At 71.2% G+C, this 11,260-nt stretch carries 8 protein-coding genes; 4 read left to right on the top strand and 4 right to left on the bottom strand.

Going from position 1 to position 11,260, the window contains the following annotated elements; genetic code table 11:
• Positions 1 to 17: 17 nt before the first annotated feature.
• Both ACS5PM_RS21600 and ACS5PM_RS21605 read right to left on the bottom strand, forming a co-directional pair.
• Positions 18 to 722 carry a riboflavin synthase subunit alpha gene (locus tag ACS5PM_RS21600; RefSeq protein WP_439390059.1) on the bottom strand — a complete coding sequence of 235 codons (705 nt, stop codon included), beginning with the start codon at positions 720 to 722 and terminating at the stop codon, positions 18 to 20.
• A gap of 276 nt (positions 723 to 998) precedes the next feature.
• Entirely contained in the window at positions 999 to 1,991 is a 993-nt protein-coding gene (locus ACS5PM_RS21605) for a Bug family tripartite tricarboxylate transporter substrate binding protein (protein ID WP_439389766.1), read from the bottom strand.
• A 179-nt stretch (positions 1,992 to 2,170) separates the two neighbouring features.
• Here ACS5PM_RS21605 and ACS5PM_RS21610 point away from each other — a divergent pair, with 179 nt between their 5' ends.
• Positions 2,171 to 3,241 carry a hypothetical protein gene (locus tag ACS5PM_RS21610; RefSeq protein WP_439389767.1) on the top strand — a complete coding sequence of 357 codons (1,071 nt, stop codon included), beginning with the start codon at positions 2,171 to 2,173 and terminating at the stop codon, positions 3,239 to 3,241.
• 137 nt (positions 3,242 to 3,378) lie between these two features.
• Positions 3,379 to 4,155, top strand: a complete 777-nt coding sequence (locus ACS5PM_RS21615) for a helix-turn-helix transcriptional regulator (protein WP_439389768.1) — start codon at positions 3,379 to 3,381, stop codon at positions 4,153 to 4,155.
• Positions 4,156 to 4,177: 22 nt separating this feature from the next.
• Here ACS5PM_RS21615 and ACS5PM_RS21620 read toward each other — a convergent pair whose 3' ends face one another.
• On the bottom strand, positions 4,178 to 5,413 hold the full coding sequence (locus tag ACS5PM_RS21620) for a twin-arginine translocation signal domain-containing protein (protein WP_439389769.1): 1,236 nt from the start codon (positions 5,411 to 5,413) through the stop codon (positions 4,178 to 4,180).
• 65 nt (positions 5,414 to 5,478) lie between these two features.
• Positions 5,479 to 8,082 (bottom strand): FAD-dependent oxidoreductase, encoded by a 2,604-nt coding sequence (locus tag ACS5PM_RS21625; RefSeq protein WP_439389770.1) that lies wholly within the window; start codon positions 8,080 to 8,082, stop codon positions 5,479 to 5,481.
• A gap of 329 nt (positions 8,083 to 8,411) precedes the next feature.
• Here ACS5PM_RS21625 and iaaH point away from each other — a divergent pair, with 329 nt between their 5' ends.
• A complete protein-coding gene (gene iaaH, locus ACS5PM_RS21630) occupies positions 8,412 to 9,869 on the top strand; it encodes an indoleacetamide hydrolase (RefSeq protein WP_439389771.1) in 1,458 nt (485 codons plus the stop codon).
• A gap of 46 nt (positions 9,870 to 9,915) precedes the next feature.
• A complete protein-coding gene (gene paaK, locus ACS5PM_RS21635; protein WP_439389772.1) occupies positions 9,916 to 11,244 on the top strand; it encodes a phenylacetate--CoA ligase PaaK in 1,329 nt (442 codons plus the stop codon).
• The last annotated feature ends 16 nt before the right edge of the window (positions 11,245 to 11,260 follow it).

The raw sequence follows: 11,260 nt of genomic DNA on the forward strand, positions 1-11,260 counted from the left end.
GTCAAGACCCAGGACACTCACTCAGCCGGAGGCAGGGGCCTGGCCACCTCGTCCAGCGACAGGCCACGCTCGCGCAGCAACGCCTCGAGCGCGGGCCGCAGCGCGCCCAGCCGCTCGTCCAGCGCATCGCGCACCGTGTCGACGAAGACCTGCGTGGAGCGCTCGATCTCGATGTTCAGCGCGTCGCCCGGCCGCTTGTCGCCGAAGGTGGTCATGCGCAGCGTCTCGGGGATCAGCCAGACCTCGAACCAGCCGTCCTGGCGATCCGCCTCGGCCACCGTGAGGCTCGCCCCATTGACGGCGATGTAGCCCTTGGCGAAGACATAGCGCATCCAGCGCGGCGGCAACCCGATGCGCATCACGTGGTTGTTCTCGGGGCGGCGCACCTCCAGCAGCGTGCCGGTCACGTCCACATGGCCCGACAAGGGATGGCCGCCGATCTCGGCGCCCTCCTTCGCGGCACGCTCGACGTTGAACCGCCCACCCTGCGCGAACGAGCCGAGCGTCGTCAGCGCCAGGCTTTGCTGCATCACGTCAAACTCCGCCGCGTCTTCGCCGTGCAGCGCCGTCACCGTGAGGCACACGCCGTCGCACGACACGCTGGCACCGATCTCCAGCCCCGCCGCGAACCCGGGCGGAAACCGCAATCGGAAACTGCGCAAGCCCGGCTTGTCAGTCAACCCTTCGATGGTGGCGATGCCTTGAACGATGCCCGTGAACATCCCGCGATTATCGCGGCGCGGATCCAGCTCCACCCGTCCTCTGCGCACCTCTGTCCACGTCAGCGACGCCTTCCGAGCGCGCGCAGCACCGCTCCCACCCAGGGCGTGCGCGGGTCCGGCTCCACCGCCCCTGCGCACCTCTGTCCAGGTCAGCCGCGCATTCCGAGCGCGCGCAGCGCCGCTCCCATTCAAGGGCGTGCGCGGATCCGGCTTTGCCGGTCCGCTGCGCGAGCCCCCTCGGGGGGCAGGCCCCGGGAGGGGCCGTGGGGGCCTCGTTCAATCTGGCTTGATCTTCGCCCGCGCAATCACGGGCTGCCAGCGCTTCTGCTCGGTCGCGATGAAGGCCGCGAACTCGGCCGGCGTACTGCCCACCGCGATCGCGGCGTCGTTGGCGAGGCGATCCAGCGCCTCCTTCTCGCGCATGGCCTTCGCACAGGCCGCAGCGAGCTTGTCGACCGCGGTCGCGGGCAACGTGGCCGGCGCGAGCATGCCGTACCACTGGGTCATCTCGAAGCCAGGGTAGCCCTGCTCGGCCACGGTCGGCACGTCGGGCAGCTGCGGGATGCGCTGCGTGGTGCCGGTGGCGATGCAGCGCAGCTTGCCGGCCTTGATGAACTGCAGCACCGCGGGCGCGCCCACCGAAGCGGCATCCAGCCGGCCCGCCAGCAGGTCGGTCAGTTGCGGGCCGGTGCCGCGGTAGGGCACGTGCAGGATGAAGGTGTCGCTGGCCATCTTCAGGTACTCCATGGCCAGGTGCCCGGCGCTGCCGTTGCCGGCCGAGCCGTAGTTCAGGCGGCCCGGCTTGGACTTGGCCAGCGCGATGAACTCCTTCAGGTTCTTCACCGGCAACTCCGGGTGGACCAGGTAGAGGCTCGGCACCTTGGCCAGCAGCGAGACGGGCTTGAAGTCCTTGCGGGGGTCGTAGGGGAGCTTGTCGAAGATGTACGGGTTCACCGCCAGCGTGCCGATGTGGCCGAGGATCACGGTGTGCTGGTCGTCGGCCCGGGCCACCTCGGCCATCGCCACGTTGCCGGCGCCGCCGGGCTTGTTGTCGACGTAGACGCTCTGGCCGAGCGACTTGGTCAGTTCCGCGGCGGTGGCGCGCGCGACGATCTCCGAGCTCCCCCCGGGCGCGAAGGGCACGACGAAGCGCACGGCCTTGCTCGGCCACGCCGCCTGCGCACGTGCGGTGGCGGGCAACAGACCGGCGGCGCCCAGGGCCGTGGCCGCCTCGAGCCATCGGCGGCGGGTGATGGATGGGCTGGACATGGGCAGGCCTCCTGATTGATCGATCAGCACCACTCTAGCGAGCGACTCGCCCCACGCCCGCCGGGAACTACGTAAGGGCAATCCTCAAGATTCGTTCAGCCCTGGGGCCGGCACCGTGGGTCGGGCCGGCGCTTGCAATTAAGCTCACGCGGCCCATCGATCACTCCAGGGAGTTGTCCATGCCCTTCGCGATCACTCGCCGTGCGGCCCTCGGCGCCTGTGCCGGCACCGCCCTCGCCTCGATCGCACCGCTGGCCCGCGCGGGCGTGCAGCCCGTGCGCTACCGCCTGTCCGACCTCGGCGACCTGGGCGGCGGGACCATAGACGCCAACGACGTGAACGACCACGGCGTGTCCGTCGGCATGGCCACCCGGCAGGACGGCGACAGCCAAGGCGTGGCCTTCGTCTCGGTCGACGGCCGGATGCGCGGCCTGGCCTTCAGAGGCTCGGGCCATCCTTCCTACGCCGTGGCGATCAACAACACCGGCCTGGCCGCCGGCTACGACCGCGGCCTGATCTTCCCGCCCACGCCGAACGTCTGCTGGACCGTCGGCCGCGACGGCATCCGCCACGAGCTGCCGCCTGCCGCCGACGGGACGCCCTTCCTCTACATCGACGACATCAACGACGCCGGCGTCGTGGTCGGCGGCTCGGGCACCCTGCCGCTGCGCCATGCCAACGGGCGGACCGAATCGCTGGGCCTGCCCGACGGCTTCACCCACGGCCAGGCGCGCGCGCTCAATGCCGAGGGCGACGTGGTGGGCGTGCTCTTCGGCCCCTCCGAGGGCACGGCCTTCACCTGCTTCGATGGCGTCCTCAAGGCGCTCGACTTCCCGGGCGTGGCCCAGCACGAGGCGCGCGGCGTGAACCGGCAGCGGCAGGTCTGCGGCAATCTGCGTCTGCAGGGCGATGGCGACCGCGGCCGGCCCTTCGTCTGGCAGGACGGGCGCCTCAGCCTGCTGCACTGGCCGGGACGCCGCAGTGCCGTGGCGCAGGCCACCGCCTTGAACGACGACGGCACGGTGGTCGGCATCGCCTACCGGAAAGGGCAGAACGGCTGGGGCGAACGCGCCTTCGTCGCCTTCGACAACGTCATGTACGACATGAACACGCTGCTCGAAGCCGACCAGGCGGACCAGTGGGTGCTCTACCGGGCGGCCTCGATCAATCAGCGAGGGCAGATCGTCGGCCGGGGCTGGCGGGAGGACCTGCAGGCCTACCGGGGCTACCTGGCGACGCCGGTGGGCTGAGGCCCGGCGGGCGCGCGTACGGACCTCCGGCTTGCCGGACGGCAGGCCGGTGCGCAGAATCGGCGGCGGCGCGAACCGGTGCGAAGATGCCGCGCCGGCCCGCGCCGAACCGCGATCCCCGGCCCCCCCAGCCCAGCATGTACCTCACGAGCTACCAGGCCAACGTCTTGTCCAGGGTGATGGCCACCCTGGCCGAACCGCACGACGAGCGCGAGATCCGCCTGCGCACCGGCGCCCTGATGCTCGAGCTGCTCGACGCGCAGTACTACGCCAGCTACGTGTGGGACGAGCAGTTGCGCCGCTTCGACATGGGGATCTGCATCAACATGGATCCGTCCAACCTGGCGCGCTACGAGCGGCACTTCCAGTACCACGATCCGATCACCTTCGAGCTGCAGCGCCATCGCTCGGCCATGCGGGTGACCGACGTCATGCCGCAAAGCGAACTGCGGCGCACCGCCTTCTTCAACGAGTTCCTGGTGCGCGACGGCCTGCACTGGGGCATGAACCTCTACGCCTGGAGCGGCACGCGCAACATCGGCGACATGCGCATCTGGCGCGACCGCCACCACACGAACTTCACCCGTACCGACGTGGAACTGCTCGACCTGGTGCGGCCGGCCTTCATCGCGGCGCTGGCCCGTGCGCCGGGCTTGCGCCCCGAGCCTGAAGAGGCGCCGGCCGCCCAGGCCGGCGGGTCGGCCGGCGTGGTGGCCGCCGGCGCGGGCGCCCAGCAGCTGCTGAGCGCCCGCGAGCGCGCCGTGGCCAAGCTGGCCGCCCAGGCGCTGTCCGACAAGGACATCGCGCGCCAGCTGGGCGTCTCGGTGACCACGGTGCGCACGCACCTGGACCGGGCCTTCCGCAAGCTGGGCGTCGCCAACCGCATGGCCTTGGCGCGCCGGCTGGGCTGGTAGCCGGCCCGCCCAGCCCCGCGCATCAGGCCGCGTGCGCGGGCGATGAGGCGTACCCCGCCAGCTCGTAGTAGGCCTGCGACGCGGCATGCGCGACCATCACCTCGTCGGCTCCGGTCCCATCGGCCGGGCGCCGCAGGTTCAGCGCCAGCGTCGTCATCAGCCGCGCATCGGCCATCACGTTCAGGTGTGGCAGCCCGGCGTAGAAGGCGTGGTCGTTCGGCAGCGCCGACAGCCATTCGGACCGCAAGGCCGCCACGTGGGGCAGGCAGCCCAGCAGCGCCTCGATGGCCGCCGGCCGCGTCATCCCCGCCACCACCTCGGCCGCCTCCTCGCGCCGCACGCGGCTGCCGAGCTGGATCGCCGCGCTGCGGAACAGCGAAGGTACCTTCAAGCCCATGAAGCGTTGCAGCGGCACGACCTCGAACTCGTCCTCCAGGCTGCGGCCCGCGCGGGCCAGGCGGTGCGCCAGCAGGAGCGGGTTCCCGTAGCTGGCGACAAGCTCGTCGCGGCGATCGTCGACCAAGGCCGACAGCCCCCCGTCGGAGGACTCGGCGACAGGCGCATCGACCTCGTCCAGCAGCAGCCGGCGCAGCCTGCGCATCCCGCTCAAGGCCGGCTCGTCGAGGAACAGCGACGCCGCCGAGGGCGAGGGGCCCTGGTGCCAACCGGTGAACTCGGCGAACACCGGGTGGATCCAGCCGTTCACGCCGCTGCCGAAATCCAGGCTGAGCGGCAGCCGCGGCCGCACGCCGCGTTCGGCGAAATCGGCCAGCGTGGTGCCGGTGATGCCGGCTTCGCGGGCCTTGCGCCGGTGGATCAGCATCGCCTGCGGCTCGAGGCCGACGACCACCGCGGTGCGCCGGCCGGCCCAGTGGCGCTCGAAGGACGCGGCCGCGGCGGCCGCCTCGGGCAGGCCCAGGGTCTCCAGCGCCACGCCGTCCAAGGCCGGTGCGAACTTCGTCAGCAAGGCGATGTCCTCGGCCATCCAGGGCATGGGCGCGTGCTGCAGCAGCTGGACCTGCAGCCGGCGCGGGCTCGCGCCCGCGGCCCGGGCGACGCCGTCGAGCTGGGCGCGCGCAGCCACGCGCACGTCGGCGGGCAGGCCATAGAGGCTCAGGCGCAGTCCCGCGCGGCCGCCCAGGGGGCTGGCCATGTCGGCCGCCCCGGGCCCCGCCAGCGAGGCGCGGGCATCGATGGCGGCGACCGCCGCGCCGGTGGCGGCGGTGGTCTTCAGAAAGTCACGACGATTGCTCTTCATGGTGGATTCGTGTGGGGATCGTGTGGAGGAAGCGGGTGGATGGCATCGGGTGTCCGCGCGGCGGCTCACCGGATCAGCGCATCGCTGGTCCACAGGCGGCGTGCGGCTTCGAGGCCGCCGAACAGCCCGTTCCACGCGGCCGTGGTGGTCACATCGCCGCCGGCGTAGACGACGTCCTGGTTGGTGCCCTTCACGGCCGCGTAGTACAGCGCCATCGCGTTGCTCAGCGCCGACTGCAGCGCCCCTTCCATCCAGCCGCCGTAGTGGCTGAAGGATTCGCCGGCGAAGTAGATGCCCGCGGTGGCGCGGCTCTTCTTCATGTACGGGAAGTCGCCAGGCACCGCGAAGCTTCCGGCCGAGCCGTCCCAGGCCGCGAACTCGGGCGCGCCGCTGCGGTAGGCGATGGTGCTGAACGCCGACGACTGGAACGAGTACGCGCTCCACTTGCCCTTGCCGGGGAAATCGAGCTTGAAGCCCATCCGGCACCAAGGCACGTTGTTCCAGTGGATGATCCCCCAGCGGCTGGGGTTGTTGGCGCCCTTCTTCCAGGCGTCCGAGAAGCCGCCGAACACGCCCACGGGGTTGCTCCAGTTCTCGATCGATTCGGCATCGCCGGCGCCGCTGCGCAGCTCGGACACGGTCTGCGCGATGCGGGCCGCAAAGCCTCCGCTCGGGTCGGTGCCGATGAACACGCCGGTGGCGTTGAGCGACGGACCGACCAGCGGGTGGTTCTGGAAGTCGCTGGCGTAGTAGGCATCCGCCTGGGTGGTCCAGGCGTAGTTCAGGCCGATCGCGGTGGTGGCCTCGTGCAGCAGCTGGCCGTCCTTGGGCATGTGGTAGGTCACGCCCACCTTGCTGGCGCCGAAGAAGGTACCCGTCTCGGCGTAATAGGCGTTCGGGTTGCTGACGGCCCGCACGCGCAGGTACTTGCCCGGATCGGCCATGCCCGCCGGCCCGGTGATGGTGGAGAACACCTTGAGTGACGACAGGCCCTGGTTGTTGAAGTCGCCGAGCTGGAACATGCTCGTGTAGCCCGGCCGGGCCGCGGTGTCCACGTAGGGAACGACGAGCGTGCTGTTGCCGAGCTGGCCCGCCGCCACCGGCTTGTTGGCCAGGCTCGAATCCAGCAGCGCCCGGGCCGCCTTGAACGAGGTGGCAACGACGACCTGATCGAAATCCTGCACCGTCGTGGGGCCGTCGCCATGCAGGACGGCATGCTTGCCGGTCGAGCCCACGTGGTAGAAGCCCCGCACCGAGCTGCCGTAGACCAGCGTCACGCCACTGGCCTGGCAACGCTGCATCAGCTCGTAGGGCAGCCGGTACAGCTCGGGCAGCTGGAACTCGGCCGAGTAGTCCCACAGCACCAGCCGCATGATCTCCAGCGCCGAGGTCTGGAACAGCGTCCAGAAGCCGCCGGTGCCGAAGCCCACGTCGCCGGCCAGCTCCACGTCGGCGTCCGAGAACGGATCGGGCGATTGCCTGAGGTAATCCTTGTAGCTGCGCAGGTTCAGGTCGCGGGCCGCCCAGTTCCACCAGGCGCGCACCATCTCGACCTTGGCCGCCGAATCCAGCTTGGACTGGTCGCTCATCAAGCCGGCGATGGTGGCCGCCGTCACGCCGGTGGCATCGGTGTTGATGGCGTCGGCCGGGCGCGGCGGCACGTAGTTGAGGAACTTCTGGATCTGGCGCGTCGCGATCGCCTGCACGTCGGCCGGCAAGCTGGTGCTGCCCTGGCCCCAGGTGCCGTAGATGCGCGAATCGCGTCGGCTGAACAGCGTGGGCACCTTGCCGGCATTCGGGAAGTCCAGCATCGGGTCGTCATTCTCCGGATGCACGCCGAGCCGGGAGATGTAGTGCCAGAACAGGTACGAGGTCATCGGGAAGCGCATGCCCCCGAGCTCCACGCGGGTGTCGGGCGCGGCCGGGTCGAGCACGACCGGGTAGATGCGCCCGCCACTGGGCGCGGTGCCCAGCACGCCGGTGGGGGCCGGGTTGCCTTCGAACACCGTCACGCGCATGCCGACCTTGGCCAGCTGCCAGGCGGTCAGAAGGCCGGCCAGGCCGGCACCGATGACCGCCACCTTCGGGCCGCTGCGGTTGGGCCACGCCGGCAGCCCGTTCACCGTGAACGGACTCTTCGCCGGATCGGCGAACTCGTTGGCGAGGATGGCGTGCCAGTTCATGTGCGCGTGGTCGACGAAGACGAACTTCGACGCCGCCTCGAGCACGTTGTCCATGTACTCGCGCCGCAGGCCGCTGCCGGCCTGCGGCAGCGGCGGTGTGCGCGCAGCGAAGGCGGGGCTCGCCAGGCCGAAGGCCGCGGCGGCAGCCGCTGCGGCCGGCGCGCGCAGGAACGGCAAGGGCCGTGCATCCGACTCTTGCTGGCTCGGGCCCTTCGGCGCTTCGGCGGCGGGTGCCGCGCCGCTACCGCTTGCGCGGCGCAGGGCCTGGGCGGCCAGCGTTGCCGCTGCCGCCGCCATGCCGGCCACGGCGACCGGTGCATTCGAAGGCGATGGGAGCCCGGCATCGGTGCCCTCGGCGGCTGGCGTTTCGCCGAACGCCTGCGCCCGGTCCAGCACGGCGAGCTGCTGCGGCGAAAGCCCGGCCCGCAGCGGCTCTTGCTGCGCTCGCCGGCGGTACTCGTGCAGGGCGGAAAAACCTGGAAGCATGAACTCTCCTTGGCATCAACAGGGGTGGGAGACCGGCGCATCGAGATGCAGGCGCGCGGCCATCGGTAGGGCTCGCACCCTAACGACGGTGTGACGCTGCGTCTGTCCTCTAGTGCAAGGACAGGGCCCCGGTCTCGCGCCCTCTGGCCACAGGGCGCTTGTCCTCTATTTCAACGATAGGGCGACGCGGTGAGCACCTGTAACGTCAGGCGGACCACCCCCAGCGGCTGGGGTTGGCGCAACCGGGAGTGGACATGGACTCGACGATTTCCCGCAGGGCCTTTCTTCAGACGACCTCGGCGGCCGCGATCGCGGCACCAGCCGCCGGCATGGAAGCTGACCCTTCAGTTGAACTGACCGGGCTGGGCGCGGCCGAAACGGTCTCTGGCATCCGGGCCGGCACGCTGCGCGCCGAGGCCTGCGTGCAGGCCCTGCTCGACCGGGCGGAGCGGCTGAAGGACCTGAATGCCTTCATCACGCTCGACCGGGCGGGCGCCCTCGCCGCTGCGCGCGCCGTGGACGCGTCGCGCCAGGCCGGCCACGCGCTGCCGCCGCTGGCGGGCCTGCCCATCGTCGTGAAGGACAACATCAACAGCGCCGGGCTGCCGACCACCGGAGGCACCCCGGCGCTGCGTCACCAGCAGCCCCGCCGCAACGCCCCGAGCCTGCAGAAGCTGGTCGATGCCGGCGCCATCGTGCTGGGCAAGACCAACCTGCACGAGCTGGCCTTCGGCATCACGAGCACCAACCTGTCGGCCTTCGCCGGGCCGGTGCGCAACCCCTACGACCGCACGCGCATCGCCGGCGGCTCGTCCGGCGGCACGGCGGCCGCGCTGGCCGCGCGCATCGCCAGCGCCGGGCTGGGCACCGACACCGGCGGCTCGGCGCGCGTGCCGGCGGCGCTGTGCGGCGTGGTCGGCCTGCGCCCCTCGGTGGGCAACGGCGGCGCCCAGCGCCGCTACCACGATGCCGGCGAGGTGGTGCCCATCAGCCACACCCGCGACACCGTCGGCCCGATGGGCCGGACCGTGGCCGACGTGGCCCTGCTGGACAGCGTGATCGCCGGCAGCGCGCTGCCCGGTGCCATCAACCTGTCGGGCCTGCGCATCGGCGTGCCGGCGTCGTTCTGGGCCGGGTTGGACGGCCAGGTCGAGGCGGTGATGGCCGCGGCGAAGGCCCGGCTGGCGGCGGCGGGCGTGAACTTCGTCGACGTGGACATCCCCGGGCTGATGGCGCTGAACAGCCAGGTCTCTTTCCAGATCGCGCTGCACGAGCCCATCGCCGACCTGCCCGAGTACCTGCGAACCACCGGCGCGCTACAGCTCACCCTGGCCGACATCGCGCAGCAGGTCGCGAGCCCGGACGTGAAGCTGGCCTTCGGCGCCATCCTGGCCGATGTCTTCGGCCCGGCGTATGCCGAGGTGATGGCGGTCCACCGGCCGCGGATGCAGTCCCTGTACGCGGGCTACTTCGCCACGCACGGGCTGGCCGCGATGATGTTCCCCACCACGGTGCTGCCCGCGGTGGCCATCGACGCGGCGCAAGGGTCGTCCAGCGTGTCGATCGACGGAGGCGAGCCGGTCGCGACCTTCGACACCTTCATCCGCAACACCGACCCGGGCAGCAACGCCGGCATCCCGGGCCTGAGCCTGCACGGCGGCATGACGGCCGACCGACTGCCCGTCGGCCTGGCGCTCGATGGCCCGCTGGGCAGCGACCGCACCTTGCTGGGCATCGGCCTGTCGATCGAGGCCCTGCTCGGCACGGCGCCGGCGCCCGTGCTCTGAGCCAGGCCCGAGCTCACGCCCATCCAACGCATAGAGACAACGACACATGCCGAGACTGAATCCGCCCTCCGAGCTGCTGGAGCCCATCGAACGCGCCAGCCGCGACGAGATCGCCCACCTGCAGCTGCAGCGCCTGCAGTGGACGCTGCGCCATGCCTACGACAACGTGCCGCACTACCGCGCCGCGTTCGACGCCGCGGGCGTCCACCCCGACGACTGCCGCCGCCTGGCGGACCTGGCCCGGTTTCCGTTCACCGGCAAGAAGGAGCTGCGCGAGAACTACCCCTTCGGCATGTTCGCCGTGCCGCGGGAGCGGCTGGCGCGCATCCACGCCTCCTCCGGCACGACCGGCAAGCCGACCGTGGTGGGCTACACCCGGGCCGACATCGACACCTGGGCCGGCGTCGTGGCGCGCTCCCTGCGCGCTGCGGGCGGCCGGCCCGGCGACCTCGTGCACGTGGCCTACGGCTATGGCCTGTTCACCGGCGGGCTGGGGGCGCACTACGGCGCCGAGCGCCTGGGCTGCACGGTGATCCCGATGTCCGGCGGCCAGACGGAAAAGCAGGTGCAGCTCATCCGCGACTTCAAGCCCGACGTGATCATGGTGACGCCCTCGTACATGCTCACCCTGATCGAGGAGTTCAGGCGACAGGGGCTGGACCCGGCCGCGAGTTCGCTGAAGCTCGGCGTGTTCGGCGCCGAGCCCTGGACCGAGGCGATGCGCGCAGAGCTCGAGGCCGGCGCCGGCATCGACGCGGTGGACATCTACGGCCTGTCCGAGGTGATGGGGCCGGGCGTGGCCGGCGAATGCCTGGAGAGCAAGGACGGCCCGGTGGTCTGGGAGGACCACTTCTATCCCGAGATCATCGATCCCGACACCGGCCGCGTGCTCGCCGACGGCGAAGAAGGCGAGCTGGTCTTCACCTCGCTGACGAAGGAGGCCATGCCGGTGATCCGCTACCGGACGCGCGACCTGACGCGGCTGCTGCCGCCGACCTCGCGCTCGATGCGCCGAATCGGCAAGATCACCGGCCGCTCCGACGACATGCTGATCATCCGGGGCGTCAACGTCTTCCCGACGCAGATCGAGGAGCTGATCCTGCGCCACGAGTGCCTCGCCCCGGTGTACCAGTTGGTCGTCAAGCGCGACGGCCATCTGGACACGCTCGACGTGCTGGTCGAAGCGCGGGCTGATGCGGCGGCTTCGCTGAGCGCGGGCGAAGCCGAATCCCTGGGCCGCGCGCTGGAGCATGGCGTCAAGACCCACGTGGGGGTCAGCACCCGCGTCCGCGTGATGGCCGCCGGCGCCATCGAGCGCAGCAGCACCGGCAAGGCGCGGCGGGTCATCGACCAGCGCCTCGCGCCGGGCGCTTGACGGGCCGCCGCAGACT

Origin of the sequence: Ideonella flava (assembly GCF_051857595.1) — a bacterium.
GTDB lineage: Bacteria > Pseudomonadota > Gammaproteobacteria > Burkholderiales > Burkholderiaceae_C > Ideonella.

Coding starts and splice junctions, on each gene's coding strand:
- ACS5PM_RS21600 (WP_439390059.1), bottom strand. CDS start 722: ATGTTCACGGGCATCGTTCAAGGCATCGCCACCATCGAAGGGTTGACT.
- ACS5PM_RS21605 (WP_439389766.1), bottom strand. CDS start 1,991: ATGTCCAGCCCATCCATCACCCGCCGCCGATGGCTCGAGGCGGCCACG.
- ACS5PM_RS21610 (WP_439389767.1), top strand. CDS start 2,171: ATGCCCTTCGCGATCACTCGCCGTGCGGCCCTCGGCGCCTGTGCCGGC.
- ACS5PM_RS21615 (WP_439389768.1), top strand. CDS start 3,379: ATGTACCTCACGAGCTACCAGGCCAACGTCTTGTCCAGGGTGATGGCC.
- ACS5PM_RS21620 (WP_439389769.1), bottom strand. CDS start 5,413: ATGAAGAGCAATCGTCGTGACTTTCTGAAGACCACCGCCGCCACCGGC.
- ACS5PM_RS21625 (WP_439389770.1), bottom strand. CDS start 8,082: ATGCTTCCAGGTTTTTCCGCCCTGCACGAGTACCGCCGGCGAGCGCAG.
- iaaH (WP_439389771.1), top strand. CDS start 8,412: ATGGAAGCTGACCCTTCAGTTGAACTGACCGGGCTGGGCGCGGCCGAA.
- paaK (WP_439389772.1), top strand. CDS start 9,916: ATGCCGAGACTGAATCCGCCCTCCGAGCTGCTGGAGCCCATCGAACGC.